An 18439-nucleotide genomic window follows, 5' to 3' on the forward strand; every position below is an offset into this window, starting at 1 on the left:
AATGGATGTAAAATTAGTCAAAACAAATGGGTCAGAAACAGTATTATCTGAGGAGCGATTTATTACTAAGGATATTACTGTGTCACCTATTGAGATTAAAAGAGATGTAGCAGATGTCGAAAGAAGAGCAGGTACTGTGAATGAACTAATCAAACACGGTTCAAGACGCATTCAGTTGCATCTTATGTTTGTGGCCAAAGACCATTCAGATTTTACCGTCCTTCGAGATAGAGCTTTCGACTTGTTTACAGATTTAGAGCCGTATTATTTATACGAGGCTATACCAACAAAGCAATCGACTATGTATGATTTTGAGTTGCCCGGCCGTGAGTGGGGTAAAGAACTTGATTTTACGCCTAGTGAGGTTGCTTTTTTACATGGGAAAAGATATTTCGTTATTAACAGTGATATGAGTGATATCGAACAAAAAGGACTCACAGGGCAATTCAGCGTTGAATTAGAGACTGACATGCTCCCTTATGGCGAAAGCTCAGCAACCCTAAAAGAATTGAAACTGTGGGACATAAATAAATGGGAATGGAATCAAGGCTTAACTTGGGATGATGATTTACAGTACAAGTTCATGGCTAACAACTTCTCATTAAAGAATCTAGGCAATGTAAAGATTGATCCGCGTGAAAGTGAGCTCAAAATAACCATAAAGGCTACAACATCTAGTTACTTAGAAATTAGAAATGTAACAACAGGCGAAGTATTTAGATTCAACGGTGCTTTATCTAGCGCAGATACATTAATTCTGAATGGCATTCACACCTACAAAAATGGTGCGAATGCCATTTTGAATACAAACAAAAAGTTATTAACACTGGCACCAGGAATAAACACATTCAGTGTTACTGGCGGAACTATTCAATCTATCGAGTTTGATTTTAGATTCCTTTATAAATAGAAAGGGTGTGAAAGAATGTCATTGGAATTGCATAACACTGAGAATCCGATTAGTAATCAAGAACGAAATAAAATCAATGAAAACTGGCAAAGGATTATATCGGGATACTCTTACTTGCAACAGCAAATTAAAGTGCTAGCAGGCGGTGCAGAGGTAGATGAACTAATTCTGCGGCTAAACGAAGCTGTAGATAATGCAAACATAGCTGTACAACAAGCCATTGATGCCAACAATACCGCAACTCAAGAAGCGATTGAAGCTAATAACACAGCGCTACAAACGGCTCTTAATACAGTCTCACAAACACTTATCGAGGTAAATGGGGCTATCACAGATGCTAATACTGCAACTACAGAAGCCAATATAGCTAAACAAGGAGCTTTGGATGCTACTGCACAAGCGCAGGCGGTCATTAGTACCATGCAGTCGTTTATCAACAACATGGGACATCGTACTGCTTGGTCTGAAACAACGCAGTATTTTAAGAATAATATGGTTCTTTACAACGGATCATCCTTTATTGCATTACAAGACAACGTCGGAAAGACACCACCAACTCTACCTACACAATCAAATGTTAATTGGTCTTTATTTGCTGAAAAAGGAGCTAAGGGTGATAAGGGCGACAAAGGCGAGAGGGGAACAGATGGTACAGGCGTAACAATTATAGGAAGTTTGGCAAGTGAGGCTGAATTACCCCAAACAGGCGGATTAGGTGATGCTTATTTAATAGACGGATTCCTATATGTGTGGAATGGTGCTGGTTGGGAGAACGTTGGGAAAATTCAAGGTCCACAGGGTAATCCTGGTCCACAAGGAGAGCAAGGTCCTCCCGGCAATGATGCAGACGTCACTGAATTAGCGCAGACCGTAACAACTTTACAACAAGAGGTTACTGATAATAAATCAGAAGTTACTGAACACTTGGCCGAAAATAACTTGAAGGCTCATGATATTCATAATATCAACGGATTGCAATCGGAATTAAATGTAAAAGCGAATAAACGACAAGAAGATTGGATTAGTTTACCTCTAATAAATGACTTTGAAAATGTGGTTGGTGTATTGAGTACTTACAAAGACGAATTTGATACCACACACATTTACGGCGTTATTAAAAATCCTAAGGCAACAGGGAATAAAATAGCGTGGAGCATGCCAGTGGGATACAGACCTGCTAGTAATTATTACAACTTATGTATTTTTACAAACAAAAACCAGATTGGCACTTTTTCAATAGCCACTAACGGCGACGTAACAATCGGAGATAGACCTTCAACTGATACTAATATTGTAATAGATATTTCGTATAGGTTGACTACTTAAGGGAGGTGGATACAGATGAAAAAAGTTGTTTATGAGGTGAATAATGATGGATATGTTATCGAAACTTATGTTGCAGAAGTTGGCTTAAATGATGAAATTTCAGATATTGACAAACAACATATGGTATCAATAACGATACCTAATGGATTATTTAAACCAAAATGGAATGGTGTGAAATGGATTGAGGGCGCTACTCAAGAGGAAATTGATGAAATTACTAAAGTTGAACCTTCGCCACCTAATGAAAGAGAACAAACTATTGAGTTATTAAAAAAGCAAAACCAAGCTTTATCTAAAATGAATACTGATCTTTCAAAAACTAATGCGGAGTTAAAGAAATCCATAGCTTTGCACGACGGCATCATCTCAGAACTCGTGTTAAAAATGTTCGATGAAGATACTGAGGTGATGTAATGGAAGATGTAAAATACATTCTAATATTCTTAACAAACAAGGTTGTTGGTGGAAAAATGAAATTCTATGCTATTCCTTCTCAATTGAAACAAGGTGTGTATGAAAATTTAAAAAAAGTAAATAAAGAACACTTAGCAGTAGGCTACGAGACTCCTGCGACAAGTTAATCGTTTCAAAATGTTCAGTAACTCATTGAATTAAATTAATCAAATATTTTATCAAAGCACTCTCGAATGAGGGTGCTTTTTCTGTGGATTGAAAGGATGTGAAATTATGAGATGTTAATTGTGACAAATTTTAAAGGCACACAGACAGAGCCCTTCTTTACAACTTCAGCACCGATTTTTGAGCAGGATACACTTGGCAATTTATCGCTTGAGTTTACCGTTAACAAAACTAACAACGAGGTCGGGTTTAACCTTTTACAAGAGGAGTCGGTGGTTACTGCTGCTGGCTACAATTTTCGAGTAAAACAGATTTACGACGATAAGCCAGGGCGTAAAACAACATTGGCCATATCTACATTTTTTGATCTATCGACGGTATTCAAAAGCTCTACATTAGGGGGCACTCATTCTATTCAGGAGTTTCTAACTTATTTGTTTACTGGAACAGGATGGACCGCAACATTTGATTTTACAGGCACTGAGACAATCGGAAAGTTTGGTATTAAAAATATCATTCAGTGTGTTAATCAAATTTGTGATGCATTCGATTGTGAATTTGAGATTTTACCAAATAATCGCGTTCATTTCAGTAAATCGCTTGGTCCAGATAATGGCGCTCAGTACAGATATGGACATAACATCAAAGCGCTTAGTCGTAAGGTTGATACAACACATTTAAGGACTAAGATTACAGCTACAGGCAAGGAAGGTCTTACCGTCACTTATACTTCTCCTAATCATACTATTTGGGGGATACGTGAAGCTGATCCAATCAGTGATGAACGTTTCACTGATGCTAATAACTTAACCAAAAAGGCTAAAAACTCGCTAATCGATTATCCAGAGGTTAGTTTTGAACTTGATACGATTGAGTTATTAGATAAACAGTTAGGTGAAAAAGTATGGTTGATTTATGAGCCAATAGAAGGCCTTGAATTACAGACACGTATTTTACAACGTACCTGTATTGTTGATGAGTTAACGGATGAATTAAAGACAATTGCTGTTAAGCTGGGTAACTCTTTACCTCGTACATTAACAGATAATGAAATCGATACCGAGGAACTTATCGAGGAAACAAAAGAAGAGTTAAGCGAAGTCATCGAGGACAATAAAAAGGAATTCAGATCAGCCATCACTCAAACGGATAGTCGTATCACGTTAGAAGTAGAGCAATTAAATAAGTCTATAGCTACTATTGATGTGAAGGCCGATAATATTAGCCTTACTGTAAATAATCGTATTACAAATGAAATGGCAGCCATTAATATCCGAGCTGATCAAATCCAATCTACAGTAAGCGCACAAGGCGTACAATTACATGGGGTGGATACAAGGGTAGCAAGTGCTGAATCCAGTATTACGCAGCACGCTCACCAAATTTCTCAGAAAGTAAGCACAACCGATTATAACGGAAACACAATATCTTCATTGATTAACCAGACAGCCTCTGAAGTACTCATTAAAGCTAGTAAAATTAAGTTTGTAGGTGAAATATATGCCCTTTCTGATATTAGTGGCAATTTAGGTACTATTCACGCTGGTAATATCAATATCCAACAACAGGTGAGCATCGGTAATCGCTTGAATATTCAGGGTTCAGGCGGCGCTATTCAATTTACAGAATCAATGGCTTCTATATCATCCATTGTTGGTTCGGGACTTACTATTTGGGATTCTAGTCAAGTACAACTGAATGCTAGTTCAATTAAATTTGGTAGTATTTTCGGCGGTGGGAATATTGATTTCGGGGGATTGTCGTCGTCGAACTATAGTAACATCACAGTAGGTAAGGCTAATACGCTTAATGGTTTTTCGCATTATGAATTTGCTACGGCCCATACAATGGGCATTGGGATTGCGTATAGTCCTGCATCAAGACTTATTTGGTTCCGTATGAACGGAGTAGATGTAGGCTCAGTAAAATTAACATAAGAAATGGAGAATGATAAAAATGGATTATCAAGTACAACTAAACAATGGACAGGCAATAAATTTAGCGAATGCGGAGTTTGATGCTGCGGCATTTACAACAACATTAAATGATCAAAAAATTAACTTTGTAAATATCGGTGGGGCCATCATTAATAAACACATCATTGTGAGTGTATTACCTGTTACGGCCACACAACCTGAAACAGAAACGCAAGCTTAGGCTTAGCGTTATAATTATTGTCTAAATTAGAAGGAAATCATTCCCTTTTGTCGAATTGAGTAGGTGAAAGGGGAAATGATTATTATGAGAGAAAAAGCAGAAAAAATGTTAATTGAATTATATGATTTTACAATCCGCGGAAATAAAAGTTCTGCTCAAATCAACAGAGAAGACGATTATCAATGGAGAGAAGATTTAAGAACTATTGACTACTTAGTTGAAAAAAGGTTAATTGAAAAGAAGGCGGCTACGGGATTTGTAATTATTAAGCTTACCTCTCATGGTATTGACTTTGTGGAAGATGAATTAATTTAAACTTTAAGCACTCTCATATTGATCTGACCCAAAAAAGTTAGACATATTTAGTTAGATTGGTGTCTAACTTTTACGGGGCAGATCATATGAGGGTGCTTTTATTTTGCGCTGTGAGAGCATTCGAAATGGGCAACGGTACATGTTACTGATTCCCGAAGCTTCTCATGGCTTTTTATTTTAACTAAATAGGGCAAAGGGTGATGGTATGGAAGGAACATATGTAAATATCAATGAGCACAATATGTTGAAAGAAAAGGTAAATGCTCATGAAGTGCGAATATCTATCGCAGAAAATAATATCAAGGATATGAAAGATGATTTAACAGCAATTAAATCAAATACAACGTGGATTGTCCGTTTAATAATCGGAGGGATAATCACGGGTGTAATTGGTGGAGCAATCGGATTGATTTTTGCAGCATACAAAATGTTTTAGGAGGAATTCATAATATGAAAATTAACTGGAAAGTACGACTACAACATAAACAATTTTGGGTGTCATTAATCGCATTACTTATCGTGCTCGCTAATCAAATAGCGGGCATTTTTCATGTTGATATTACTATCTACAACGATCAAGTTACAGCTATTTCCGAAACGGTTCTGAGCATTTTAGGACTACTTGGTATTGTTATCGACCCAACAACAAAAGGGACGTCTGATAGTGATCAGGCTTTAAAATACCACAAACCAAAGGATGGTGAGCTGTAATGGCATACACATTCAAGCAAAATTTATTACCGTCCAGCAAGTATGGAATCAAAGCACCATACGGCATAACACCACAATACATCACTGTACACAACACGGCCAATGATGCTTCAGCAGCCAATGAAATTAAATACATGTTAAGCAATAACAACGAGGTATCCTATCACATTGCTGTAGATGACAAAGAAGTTATTCAAGGCATCCCGTATAATCGTAACGCTTGGCATTGTGGAGATGGTAGAGGGTCAGGAAATATGAAGTCAATTGGTATTGAAATTTGCTACAGCAAAAGTGGTGGGGCTCGTTATGCTTTTGCGGAAGAAAATGCAGTACAGTATATTGCTAAGTTGCTCAAGGAGTTTGGTTGGGGAATTGAGCGGGTTAAAAAGCATCAAGATTGGAACGGAAAATACTGCCCACATCGAATTTTAAGTGAAAACCGTTGGAAAAGTTTCTTGAAACTAATTGAACAGGCTACGAAGCCAACAACACAACAAAAGGAGGAAAACAAAGTGGCGCAAAATACTTATTGGAATCCAGGTTCGCCAGCTATGAAAACTGAAACAGAAAACTTTATTGCACACGCCGTTAAGGACGGTATTATACAGGAATCGCATTTGAAGGATTTGCAGAATGGTACAATGACAAGCGACAGATTGTTAGGTTTGTATATTACGATTCAGCAACGGCGTAATAAATAAAAAATGATGGCCAGCAAAGCTAATTTAGCAGAGCTGGCCATTAATAATCTAATAATTTGCTGTTTCAAGTTGATTAACAGTTTTTGTATCAAGTATTTCTTCTCGGGTTTCTTTACCAACTGAGTACTTAATTCTTATATATCGATTATCACTTTTCATAATATTTGAATTGGTATTGATTTTTAATATAAGCTTAAGAGCATTATCTTTATTTACAATAATATTTTCAGCTAATTTTACTTCGCCACCAATACTTTCTAATTCTTCGTGAACACCCCTACGTGAATACTTATCCCCAATATAAAAAGAATAATTAAATTCATCTATTAATTTGTAATCATCAATTACATCATCTGCTTTTACAATTTCAATTTTATCAATCGTTGCAGGATTTTTTCCTAAATACTCTAAATCAGAAACGATGTAATAAACACTATCTTTACTAAAATTGCTTGTGGAAATACTTGTAGCATTAAATAAGCTTTCGTTGAGATCATTAGAACAACCTGTAAGGAATGTAAAAAATAATAGAATAAACAATAATTTTTTCATTTATATCCTCCTGAATACCATGAAATAATATTCCAATTTTAATATAATTTTAAAAAATATTCCAAAATAGAGATTTTAATGGTATGCTGTTATTGTACCATCAAAAAACCAAAGGAGGTAATATTTTGAAAAAAATATTTTTTGCAGTTTTATTAATCTTCGGTACATATTTTAGTGCTAATAGTATTGCGTCTGCAAGTACGTTGGAGGATAGCGATTTAAATGAAATCGCTGAGAAGAATGGTTACTCCATTGAGTCAGTAGATTTAACAGATTATATTCAAGAGAAAGCGCTTGATGAAGGTAGAACTTATGAAGAAGTAGCAAATGAGATATTTGCGGCTGCTGAAGCAGTACACAAAAGAGTTTCTAATGAGGATTTATATAATGATTTAGTAACAACTACTGATACATTAAATGCTGTACCATTATCTTCTGTTATCGAATCATTTGATGTTAGTCAAAATAATTTTTCGGCATTAGCTGCTGATCCACCTGCAAAGTTATTTTCTAATAGACATAATTTAATTAAAGGTGAGAATTTTGGACTTGAATACGGTGTAAAGGCTGTTGTTTATTCATCTGGTTCATTTAGAGAGTTTGTTTCGATAAATAAAAGTACAGCTTATGTTACTACTTATGGCAGTGGTAAGAATTCTTGGGATAACTTGTATACAGACCCATCAATAGTTAATGCTACTACAATGAATTTTGATGCTAAAGGTGCACTAAATTTCCAAGTTACTAAAGCTTATTCAGCAGGATTCGCAGCTGCAGGATTTGATTTATCAAAAACTGTTGGCGAAACTTATTATTATCGTTTAATTCACCGTGTTAATTATAATTTTAGTTTATATTAATATTTATTTTTCTACAAAAATGCCCAGGTACTCAATTAATTTTGAACCTGGGCATTTTTTATTTCCACAAATTTCACTTGATCAAATACAAACGAATGTTCTGTATTGAGGAGTGTGGAAAGGTGAAAGAACAACTGAAAAATAAAGCTAATATTAAGTCAGATAAGGCAGTTGATGCTACTCATAAAGAATCATGGAATTGGGCAATTTCACAAGAAATCATTAAAGGTGACGGTAAATCAATGAATCCTTCTGGAGTTTTAACTCGTCAACAAATGGCTACAATGCTAAAACGTTATTATGAATACATAGTAAAGTAATAGATACATAAGGTGGGATATTTTTGTCTCACCTTTTATTTTTTACTTAATTTTTTTATCTGTTACATTAGTAAATTAGTTGTAAGAATATTACATGAAATCTAGCATATAAGAATAATAGCAGGGAAATTAGATATAAAGAAAGGATGGATGGATGGATGAGTGGTAAAACTATAAAGATAAAGGTTGGAAAATACAATTGCACTGTAATAGGAGTTAATGAGTCTAGTGAAGAAGCAATTATGAACTTTCGTAAAAAACTAACTGAGATTATGAGGAATAAATAAGGAATAGGGTTCAGTAAATAGAAAGGAAAATGTATGGTGGGGAAAGAAACTATTATGAAAATCGGAAAATACACTTTAGTAGGAAGGGCGCTTAATGAACCAAGTGAAGAAGCGATTTTAAAATGTAGAAAAATAGTAAATGAAGTAATGCGAAATTACCTTAGTAAAAAGATGATTGAAAGAGAAGGATAACGATGGGGAAGATTAGGAATGTACCTGTGTTAAAAGAAATTAAACCTCCAGATAGAGAAGCTACTCCTGAAGAAATAGCCGAAGCTAAAGAAAATTTGGAAGAGGTACTAGCAAATATTTTCCTTTACTATTACAAATCGGAAAGAGATAATAAAACAAAGGATTAAGTAACTAGGGTGTACTTTTGGGTACACTCTTTTTTTGTTTGTTGTAGTAATTCAACAGGTTAAATCAAAATTCACAATTCAATAAAAAAGCATTTCCTTGTGTTGTTCATTTTGGTAATATATAGGTAAATACTGTATTGGAGGTTTAGAGCATGAAAATAAATATTATTTGTGAAAAGTGTGAAACAGAAGTTGAATTAACTCCCAAAACTGTAGGTAGACATGCTAGCTTGAATGATTTAGGTAATAGGTTTAGAATTAGTGAAATTAAACTTGATGAAAACTTTGATGAAGATGAGCCGCCAAAAGAGTTTAGCGATTTAGACATTAGAGTAGAGGAATTAAGAATCGATTGTAAAAATTGTGGAGAATATATTGTTTTAACTGATTTTCCTACATATGTTTATAGATAATTGAGGTAACTTAGAGGGGTAATTTCCCTCTTTTTTTATTTGCCTTCCTTTTCGATTCAGTACTTGATGAAAAATAGATGAGTAGTGTATAGTTTTAGTTAAAGAAGGTAATAGAATTTTATTCTTACTTGTTCATATACCTAAAACATTTTAAATATAGATTTAAACCACGATTTATCTACATTTCTTCATAAAATGGTTTAAGTAAACTAAGTTTATTGAATTTTATATTTACGTCTTCAAATAGTTTACGATCGCCATAGCGAAGACCTACATTACTTACTTGAATCATGCAAGTTCCTCCTTTTTTCACAATGGCTCTAGTATATCATGAAATATGTTCCATAGTCTATAAACATTATTAAATCAAGGTTTATAGTCATGTACACTACTTATTAGCCCTAGTTTCTGCCCCAACTACCTGTAAACTGTGACTGAATAAAGAAACAGCTTCCACTTCCATTTCTTTTAAAACATGCCCATACACTTTAAAAATCATATCAGGCGTATTCCCAAGTCTTTCCGAAATTACTTTCACATTCATTCCTTGATTTAATAAGATGGTGCAATGCGCATATGCACGTGAGCGTGTGGATCAGTTAATGACCAGTGAGCAGAACACATGATGAGCCGTGTGTTGGAAAATAGAAAAATGGGGCGTGTGGCAGACTACGGTATTCTGAGGGAGCATGATAAGTAACTGTATGCAGCAGCTAAGAAAGTGATGGACCAAATTCATTCAGAACTGGGGCATGGTAAGAATCGTTGGGTGTTGGCTATGCGTTACACGGGTGATTAAAGGAATGATATAAAAGGATAGTATTTATAATCACTACCCTTTTATGTAAAATTCTGTTATCATATACATAATATATATAAAAACATAAAATTTACTTTAAATGTAAAAATATGTATTTATGTGTGTTCAAAAAGTGATGAGGAGGGATAATAATATTTCTATTGAAATGAAAAGGTTTATTTTTAAATATAATTAGGAGGTATTTTATTGTTATGAAAAGTATTATGAAGAAGTTTTTTGTTATCGCTTCAGTTTTATTGTTTGTGAATTTCACAATTACTACTGGTGTTTCGGCTGCTCAAAGTATCAATTCAACAAATGAATTGCAAATTAATAATTTAACAGCTGAAAAAATAGAAGCTTTAGGATTGAGTGTTTATTTTACTGATGATGGTTTAATGAATATTGATAAAGAACGAGCTCTTGCATATTATGATTTTAGTCAACAAGAGTTAGATAGTATTGAATCACAATTAAAAAATATTTCTAAAGATAGAGTAACTGAATTAAAAGAAATTACTATGAGTACTCAAAATAATGATGAAGCTGTAGTATATGCAATTCCGGTAATAGTATGGGTTGGAGCTGGAGTTATTGGTTTATTAACTGGAGCTGCAATTTATTTCACAGGTAAATATATGAACTGGCAAGAAAAGAAGTATTTAGTTGATTCATGTTACAAGCATGGTGGACGACCTATTCTGGATAGTGGAGATACCGCTGGTCTTACTGGAGAACCGAAAAAAGCTTGGTGGAAGATTGGAAATACGTATAGCTTTGAATGTGCTAAATAACAAAAAAAGGCCTTTTAGGGTCTTTTTTGTTATTTGTATGTTATTCAATAATTTTTATCATATCTTATAATATTTTCTGAATTAATGTGAATGGGAGATGAAATTATGGAGTTACTTTTATTTTTAACATCACTAATTGTAATTGTTTGTTTGATTATGGGTATTTCTTCAACTAAAAAATATTATAAATTTAAAGAAGAAAAATTAAATTTCGAAAAAGAAAAGTTCAATTTAGATAAAGAAAAGTTTAATTTAGAGAAAGAAAAATTAAATTTAGAGAAAAAGAGATTAGAATTAGAAGAGCTAAAAATATAATTAATTATATTTTTATAACCAAAAAGCAAAAAAACATCAAGGTAATTCACACTCATCGCTATTACTCCTTTAAATATAAATGTTATCTAAAATGATACTTCATAAGTAGTGACATCTTTTTTATATGCAAGTCCTTGACCATCTATAGTTGCATCATAAGCTTTTGTCCCATAAACATAAAAAGCACTATTCAAGCTCCAGCACTCAGCCTTCGACTAGGAGCTGAGCGCTGGAGCTTTTTTTTCTTTTGATTTTATAATTACTAAGCTAACGACACTCATAATCGCAATTCCATACATAATTGTTTTATTGGTTTCACCCCAAGTGTCCACCATTGCTGTAAGAATTATTATTAGTAATAAAAAGTAAAGTATGTAACTTCGCGTTTGTTAAACTCCTGTTCTTCTTAAGTATCGGAAAAAAAGTAGAATTAATAAATTCCCACCACAAAGATTAGAGTAACGACTGGAAAGCTGGATGGCACATAAATCTCCTGGAGAGCGAATAGTGAATGTGTCTTATTCTACGGTGAGGGATGGTGTCCATGTTGCGTGCAAACAAGGGGGTGAGCAAGCTGAGCGTGGTTGTCGTGGTTTTAGGCACGCATATGCACGTGAGCGTATGGATCACAGTTAATGACCAGTGAGCAGAATCACATGATGAGTCGTGTGTTGGAAAATAGAAAAATGGGGCGTGTGGGAGACTACGGTATTCTGCGGGAGCATGATACATGTTTTAAATCTGACTTGAGGATTGGCTTCACTGGCCGTTTTTTTGTTTTCAACGGAGAGATAGTGGCTTAAGCCATTGGCGATTGTCAGGACACGGCGTTCGTCTTGGACACTTTGTCTCAAATTAATTCATTTCTAGAAGGGTGTATATTATAGCGATCAAAGTTAAGTTTACACATCGGCAGCATATCAAGAAGTTGTAAAAGGAAAAGGCAATACCATGAGCATGTCCCGCAAAGAAACGCCCGCTGATAATGCCCCCATTGAATCGTTTCATGCCTCACTTAAGTCAGAAACGTTCTACATCGACGGATTAACTCACACTACAACGGTAATTGTAGAGCAAACCGTACGAGATTATCTCATCTATTATAACAATACTCGAATTCACACAAAACTAAACAACCAGTCGCCGATACAATATCGACAACCGGTTGGATGATGCTTTTTTAGACTGTCTCATTTAGAGGGTTCAGTTCCTATTCTTTTTTCAAAACATGTTCTTTTCTTTGGTTCATATATCAAGGTTCGTAAGATTATTTCACCTATATATTATTTCAAAGTTACATTATATAGTCCCATTTATACGCTGCCAAGCAATATTTTTCAGCTCCAATTCAGTCCCAAAATTAAGCAATAATAAGCATTATCTTGCACAGTTCAAAAATACGATAAAACCTGTAAAGTGTTGATATTATGGGATTTCTATTCTAACTGTTGTTGTACTTTGCATCGTTTTCACAGTATATCATGAGATATGTTCCATAGTCGATAAACATTATTAAATCGACGTTTATCGTTATTTGAGCTATTGCTTGGCCTCAGTTCCTGCTCCAGCTACCTATAAACTGTTACTGAATAAAGAGACAAATGTCGTTTCTACTAAAACATGTCCAGACACTTTAAAAGTCATATTAAAGCTGTAATCCTAGTCTCTCGGAAATTATTTTCACATACAATGATAGGCCGTTAGCTTTACAAAGTAATTTATAGGAAGAGGAGTGCTCTTTGTGAGTCTAATGAGCATGCTTTTTGTTTAGTTCACAGGTGTTGTCCGAGAGGAAGACAAAAGAAAAAAGTAGTATTGACGTTGAGAACATTCAATACTACTCATTTTTATATTAAATGTAAGGACCGTTTAATTGAAGAAGCTTTCTTGTCTCAAAAGACGATTGACATAAAACGATATACTATTGGTAAAGTATGAATGGGTCATTATGAAGAGAAATCCTTGAAATGGTATCAAAACGGAGGAGAAACTTTATCATGCAGATTCTTTAGAAGAAATAGCAAAATTACTCATAAATGAATCGACAATTACATTGAAAAAAATGAGGTCTTGTGGTAAATTTATATGGATAGACATTTTATAATTATTTTTTGTATATTATCCCTATTTTAATTATACTATACAATTAATTCTTTAGTCAACCCTTATATTTATTTTTTAAGGAGTGTTTGCTATGAATTCAGTATTGCAAGAGCAAAAACGAGTGAAAAGTGAAATGGAAATAATGAAGGAGTGAATCAGCAGATTAGAGGAAGAAACGTGCCAGCGCAAGAACGAAGTGATTACTATCCGCAAATATATTGAGGATGAAATCAAGGGGCCTATTGATACCTTCGACGATTTTCTTAAGACCATCATTGGCTTAAGAAAAGAGGTTCAAGCGTCGCTATAAACCAAAGCACCAAAAGACATGTATACAAGAAATTGTCAGCGCTGCACAGTTGGCAGGAGGTTCCTTATAATCGAGGGAAGTGGGCGCAGCCGGCAGCGGCAAGAGTGGCCGCCTTACAACAATGCACTTTATTTAACGTAGAAAGTAGGACTGATTCTATTTGTCAAAGGAAACCAATTCTGTTCAAAAAAAACCGCCATACGGCATGATTGCCATTTTATTTATCGGGGCCTTTGTTGCTATATTAAATGAAACATTACTTAACGTTGCCCTTCCATCTATTATGGAAGAATTCGATGTGAATGCAACTACAGTACAATGGCTCTCTACAGGTTACATGCTTATTAACGGTATTTTAATACCAGCGAGTGCGTTCTTCATTCAGCGCTTTTCTGATAAAAAGTTATTTATTACAGCAATGTTATTGTTTACTTTGGGCACACTCCTAGCTAGTATTGCACCTGCATTTGGTGTGTTATTAGGGGCACGAATGATTCAAGCTTCAGGCTCCGCGATTATGATGCCGTTATTAATGAATGTCATGCTTACCGCATTTCCAGTTGAAAAAAGAGGGACAGCAATGGGCATGTTTGGTCTTGTGATGATTACAGCTCCAGCGATTGGACCGACTCTTTCTGGATGGTTGATTGAGCATTACAGCTGGAGAATGTTATTCGATCTTGTTCTGCCAATTGCCGTTTTAACCTTAATTTTTGCAGTCTTTAAATTAAAAGATGTCACACCACAACGCGCTATTAAGCTTGATTTCATGTCTCTCGTTTTATCAAGCATAGGATTCGGTGGTTTGCTGTATGGCTTTAGTTCTGCAGGGGAAAAAGGATGGGATAGTCCACTCGTGTACGGTACGATTATAATTGGTGCACTTGCTTTAATTACCTTTATAGTACGTCAACTTCGGATGGATGATCCAATGCTTGAGTTTCGTATCTACAAATATCCAATGTTCGCCTTGTCATCGGCCATTTCAATCGTGATTGCGGTCGCCATGTTTTCAGCAATGATCTTGATGCCAATCTATGTACAAACCATTCGTGGAATTTCACCTATGGACTCTGGCCTATTAATGCTTCCTGGAGCAATTGTTATGGGGATTATGTCGCCCATTACAGGGAAACTCTTTGATAAGTATGGAGCAAGAATTTTGGCCGTGAGTGGGTTGACCATTACCGTTGTGACATCTTATTACTTTAGCAAAATTGGTATGGATACGGCTTATTCTACCCTTGTGCTGCTGTATACCTTCCGTATGTTTGGGATGTCAATGGTCATGATGCCGGTCATGACAAATGGTTTGAATCAGCTACCAGCGATAAATAATCCACACGGAACAGCTATGAACAATACACTACAACAGGTATCAGGTGCCATTGGTTCCGCGTTGTTGATTACTGTAATGAACAATCAAACGACAGTAAAAGCAGAGGAATTAGCTGCTGACGCAATGGCAAATATGGGTGCAAGTGCAGCTCAACCATCTGCACAGGCTACAACTGAAATACAACAACAAATCATGAATGAAGCAATGTTACATGGTATTAATTTTACCTTTTTCATTTCTACATTGATTGCGGTTATAGCACTCATTCTAGCTTTCTTTATTAAAAGAGTAAAACCAAATCAAGAAGATAAGACGGATGAAGAAGTTGTTGTTCAACATGTAGATACTGGTAAAGTGTGATAAATATACTGAAAATCGGGTGATGCCTAGCTCTGGCACCACCCGGTTTTTTTATTTCACAATCACCAATTCTTCAAAGCTCGATTACTATAAGCAATTGCTTTAACATCCGCATGCTATATTCTATAAAACAAAAGGAGAGTATGCATATTTCACCACTTTCTTCTATTCCACTAATCCACTGTTAGTAGATATGTAGTTAAAGATACTGCTGTCATCTCTTTTCAGACGCGGCCATAGCTTTACAATGTTACATTTAACCAGCTCATTGATTTAAAGGGACCTTTTCATGAACCATTCAATATAAGAAGTATACTGTTGGAATTACAGGAATTATTTGTTTTTTAGTGTGGGTATAGTAACATAGTTATTGTGTTCGCAATGTGTGATTGTTCATTCGGTATTTAAACGAATGGTTTGAGCTATTAAACAGACTTCAACGATGAAGGACGGGGGTTAGACATGGAAAAAGAAGCGCTTATTTCAAAATTTCATAAAGAGCTAAGACAATATGCAGAGGTAGAGGGTTTCAAAAGAGAAGCAACAGCAGATGTTGTGCGTCACCTATCCCAGTTTGGTGAGAAGAGTTTTATTATTGCGTCTAACTTAACCGATGTTAATGTAGAAAAAGTTATTGAACAAGAAGTTAACTATTTTCGAAAGCTGAATCAGCCTTTTGAATGGAAAGTATATAGTTATGATAAGCCGTCAAATTTAAAGGAGCGGCTTGCTCAGCAAGGCTTTACAATCGAAGATCCGGAAGCGGTGATGGTTTTAAAATTGGAAGAACAGCATGTGCTACTATCGGAGACAACACCGCTCCATTTGCAGGAAATAAAGGATGAACAAGGTATTCAAGATATTGTCAAACTAGAAGATACTATTTGGCATGTGTCACATCTAGAAATGGGCAACAGACTATGGCGGGCCAAACAAGCTATACCGGAAGCACTGCACCTTTATGGTGTTTATGAAGATGACCAGCTTGTTAGTGCGGCATGGATGTATACTGAAAACAAGTCATCCTTTGTCAGTTTATGGGGCGGTTCAACATTGCCTGACTACCGAGGAAGAGGCTATTATTCGGCACTTCTAGCAGCAAGGGCACAAAAAGCATTTGAACAAGGTTATCGTTATCTTACAGTCGATGCTAGTCCGATGAGTAGACCGATTCTCGAAAAATTTGGTTTTTGTTGTCTTGCTTATGCGTATCCTTGCGATTCACCATCGAATAACAGCTAAGTATGCGTGTATGGTGTACCACAAGGACATTTTATTAAAGCTTTCTACGACTTTATCAGAAATAGCTCATATAGTGCTTACTATTGATAAAAATACAGTGCAAGTCACATCCAATTGGGTGTGGCTCTTTGGTGCCTTTATGGAGTCGTAAATGGAATTGGGAGTAATCAAATGGTTATTGCTAGGCAATTCGTGACACCAAAACGTTTTAACGCGACTGGACAATTCAAGATTACGACATACGTTTAGAAAAGTAGTCGACTTTGTGTACAGGGCTGACTTTTGCAGTAAAAGGAATCAGAGGTTTGAAATTGTTTTCATTCCTAGAATATGCTTTACTAGTAGTGAATTGGATGAGGAAAGGTTTTAATAAAGTATGAAAAACAAGCAATGGACAATTTCGATGGTTTTGGTAGTTGTCAGTATTTTTCTAGTGGCACTGAATATGCGTCCTGCTGTGACCGCTATTGGACCACTGTTTACGATAATGATGGAATCGCTTCATGTTTCGAATACTCAGATGAGTCTATTAACATCAATTCCGGTGTTTTGTATGGGGCTCTTTGCACCAGTTGCAGTGCCATTGCAAAAAAAGCTTGGAACAAAGACGGCCATCATGCTGCTGGTAGTAATCGTCGCCCTAGCAAATGGCTTGCGGTTTGTAGAGGAAAGTTATTTACTGCTTGTCGTCACAAGCTTCACAGCAGGTTTTGCCATTGCGATAATCGGCCCGATTCTTAATGCTTATATTAAGAGGAAATTCCCGAATCGCTTTGCTACAGTCGTTGGCGTTTATTCTTTTGGCATTGGAACGGGCGCGACTTTGAGTGCATCATTGAGCGTGTCATTTTATAATCGTTTTAATCAAAACTGGACGGTAGCGCTTGGCAGTTGGGCAGCGCTTGCAGTTATTGCACTCGTTGTTTGGTCGGTTGTTGTGCGAAACGAGCAGGGTCCTTCACAGATTCAAGGAGAAAAAATACAAGGAGCGGCACGCAATCCATGGACAAGCCGTCGTGCATGGACAATCCTAGTTTATTTTGGTTTACAAACATCATTGTTTTTTTCGATGATGTCATGGCTATCGCCAATGTTACAGGATAAAGGCTTTTCACTTGTTGCAGCCAGCTCTATGTTGACATGTATGTCCATCGTTCAAATGATTGGCAACATTTTGATTCCGATGCTGATGGAGAAGTGGTCAAACCGTATAACATGGCTACTTACATTAGGGTCACTGGGGATTATAGGTTTTATATTATTATGGATAGGCTTTGGCGCTATGTTATGGATAGCCGTATTCATCATTGGTATTGTCTTAAGTGGCTTATTTCCGATTGGTTTATTATTACCACTTGATGAAGCACGCAATCATGAAGAAGCAAACAGTTGGTCATCAATGGTGTTATCTGGTGGCTTTATGATGAGTTCAATCATTCCTATTTTAATCGGCTATTGCTATGATTTGACTGGTAATCATGCCTTTACGTATGTCATTTTTATCGTTTTGATGCTTGGCATTATTGGTTCAACATATAGATTAAAGAAAAATAATTAAGAGACATGCTGCAAAAAAGTAGCATGTCTTTTCATGCCAATAAAGCACATTCTCTAGGTACATGTACATGAAAGACTATAGCTATATAGAAATTCAATAGGTGTATAGATATAGTAGCTTGGACTGGTT

At 35.7% G+C, this 18439-nt stretch carries 21 protein-coding genes and 2 pseudogenes; 22 read left to right on the forward strand and 1 reads right to left on the reverse strand.

Annotated elements, in window-relative coordinates; translation table 11 throughout:
• Position 1 precedes the first annotated feature (1 nt).
• The 10 genes and pseudogenes from H131_RS11475 to H131_RS25370 form a co-directional block, all read left to right on the forward strand.
• Positions 2-910, forward strand: coding sequence for a phage tail domain-containing protein (locus H131_RS11475; protein ID WP_010859301.1), 909 nt, complete (start codon positions 2-4; stop codon positions 908-910).
• Between the two features lie 15 nt (positions 911-925).
• Entirely contained in the window at positions 926-2236 is a 1311-nt protein-coding gene (locus tag H131_RS11480; protein WP_010859302.1) for a collagen-like protein, read from the forward strand.
• 15 nt (positions 2237-2251) lie between these two features.
• Complete coding sequence (locus H131_RS11485; protein ID WP_010859303.1) at positions 2252-2650, forward strand: hypothetical protein; 399 nt, start codon at positions 2252-2254, stop codon at positions 2648-2650.
• A complete protein-coding gene (locus tag H131_RS24410; RefSeq protein WP_155242415.1) occupies positions 2650-2817 on the forward strand; it encodes a hypothetical protein in 168 nt (55 codons plus the stop codon). The genes H131_RS11485 and H131_RS24410 overlap by 1 nt, the downstream gene beginning before the upstream one ends.
• Positions 2818-2937: 120 nt before the next feature.
• The gene (locus H131_RS11490) at positions 2938-4752 is read left to right on the forward strand and encodes a phage tail protein (RefSeq protein WP_196228886.1); all 1815 of its coding nucleotides are present in this window, start codon (positions 2938-2940) and stop codon (positions 4750-4752) included.
• 19 nt (positions 4753-4771) lie between these two features.
• Positions 4772-4972, forward strand: coding sequence for a hypothetical protein (locus H131_RS11495; RefSeq protein ID WP_010859305.1), 201 nt, complete (start codon positions 4772-4774; stop codon positions 4970-4972).
• Positions 4973-5056: 84 nt separating this feature from the next.
• Complete coding sequence (locus H131_RS11500; RefSeq protein WP_155242416.1) at positions 5057-5287, forward strand: hypothetical protein; 231 nt, start codon at positions 5057-5059, stop codon at positions 5285-5287.
• Positions 5288-5492: 205 nt separating this feature from the next.
• Complete coding sequence (locus H131_RS11505; protein ID WP_010859307.1) at positions 5493-5723, forward strand: hemolysin XhlA family protein; 231 nt, start codon at positions 5493-5495, stop codon at positions 5721-5723.
• Between the two features lie 14 nt (positions 5724-5737).
• Positions 5738-5998: a phage holin gene (locus H131_RS11510; protein ID WP_010859308.1), complete on the forward strand. Its 261-nt coding sequence runs from the start codon at positions 5738-5740 to the stop codon at positions 5996-5998.
• Positions 5998-6444 (forward strand): annotated as a pseudogene (locus H131_RS25370) (peptidoglycan recognition protein family protein); the annotation flags it as partial. The gene H131_RS11510 and the pseudogene H131_RS25370, both read left to right, overlap by 1 nt.
• 303 nt (positions 6445-6747) lie before the next feature.
• Here the strand turns inward: H131_RS25370 and H131_RS11520 are convergent.
• Complete coding sequence (locus H131_RS11520; RefSeq protein ID WP_010859310.1) at positions 6748-7251, reverse strand: hypothetical protein; 504 nt, start codon at positions 7249-7251, stop codon at positions 6748-6750.
• Positions 7252-7376: 125 nt separating this feature from the next.
• On the opposite strand from H131_RS11520, the gene H131_RS11525 reads away from it, so the two are divergent.
• From H131_RS11525 to H131_RS11565, 12 genes and pseudogenes are all read left to right on the forward strand, one after another.
• Positions 7377-8111, forward strand: a complete 735-nt coding sequence (locus H131_RS11525) for a hypothetical protein (protein WP_010859311.1) — start codon at positions 7377-7379, stop codon at positions 8109-8111.
• Positions 8112-8233: 122 nt separating this feature from the next.
• Positions 8234-8431 (forward strand): S-layer homology domain-containing protein, encoded by a 198-nt coding sequence (locus H131_RS11530; RefSeq protein WP_010859312.1) that lies wholly within the window; start codon positions 8234-8236, stop codon positions 8429-8431.
• 320 nt (positions 8432-8751) lie between these two features.
• Positions 8752-8910 (forward strand): hypothetical protein, encoded by a 159-nt coding sequence (locus H131_RS24415; protein WP_196228887.1) that lies wholly within the window; start codon positions 8752-8754, stop codon positions 8908-8910.
• A 2-nt stretch (positions 8911-8912) separates the two neighbouring features.
• Entirely contained in the window at positions 8913-9077 is a 165-nt protein-coding gene (locus H131_RS24420; protein ID WP_010859313.1) for a hypothetical protein, read from the forward strand.
• A 152-nt stretch (positions 9078-9229) separates the two neighbouring features.
• Complete coding sequence (locus H131_RS11535) at positions 9230-9490, forward strand: hypothetical protein (protein ID WP_010859314.1); 261 nt, start codon at positions 9230-9232, stop codon at positions 9488-9490.
• A 1011-nt stretch (positions 9491-10501) separates the two neighbouring features.
• Positions 10502-11083 carry a hypothetical protein gene (locus H131_RS11545; RefSeq protein WP_010859317.1) on the forward strand — a complete coding sequence of 194 codons (582 nt, stop codon included), beginning with the start codon at positions 10502-10504 and terminating at the stop codon, positions 11081-11083.
• A gap of 105 nt (positions 11084-11188) precedes the next feature.
• Positions 11189-11398 (forward strand): hypothetical protein, encoded by a 210-nt coding sequence (locus H131_RS11550; RefSeq protein ID WP_010859318.1) that lies wholly within the window; start codon positions 11189-11191, stop codon positions 11396-11398.
• A 507-nt stretch (positions 11399-11905) separates the two neighbouring features.
• On the forward strand, positions 11906-12034 hold the full coding sequence (locus tag H131_RS25870) for a hypothetical protein (protein WP_010859319.1): 129 nt from the start codon (positions 11906-11908) through the stop codon (positions 12032-12034).
• Positions 12035-12174: 140 nt separating this feature from the next.
• Positions 12175-12571: pseudogene (locus tag H131_RS25375) on the forward strand (IS3 family transposase); the annotation flags it as partial.
• 1400 nt (positions 12572-13971) lie between these two features.
• Positions 13972-15510, forward strand: coding sequence for a DHA2 family efflux MFS transporter permease subunit (locus H131_RS11555; protein ID WP_010859321.1), 1539 nt, complete (start codon positions 13972-13974; stop codon positions 15508-15510).
• Between the two features lie 462 nt (positions 15511-15972).
• Complete coding sequence (locus H131_RS11560) at positions 15973-16752, forward strand: GNAT family N-acetyltransferase (protein ID WP_010859322.1); 780 nt, start codon at positions 15973-15975, stop codon at positions 16750-16752.
• A gap of 376 nt (positions 16753-17128) precedes the next feature.
• The gene (locus H131_RS11565; protein ID WP_010859323.1) at positions 17129-18310 is read left to right on the forward strand and encodes an MFS transporter; all 1182 of its coding nucleotides are present in this window, start codon (positions 17129-17131) and stop codon (positions 18308-18310) included.
• The last annotated feature ends 129 nt before the right edge of the window (positions 18311-18439 follow it).

Source organism: Lysinibacillus sphaericus OT4b.31 (assembly GCF_000392615.1).
In the GTDB taxonomy this organism is placed as follows: domain Bacteria; phylum Bacillota; class Bacilli; order Bacillales_A; family Planococcaceae; genus Lysinibacillus; species Lysinibacillus sphaericus_B.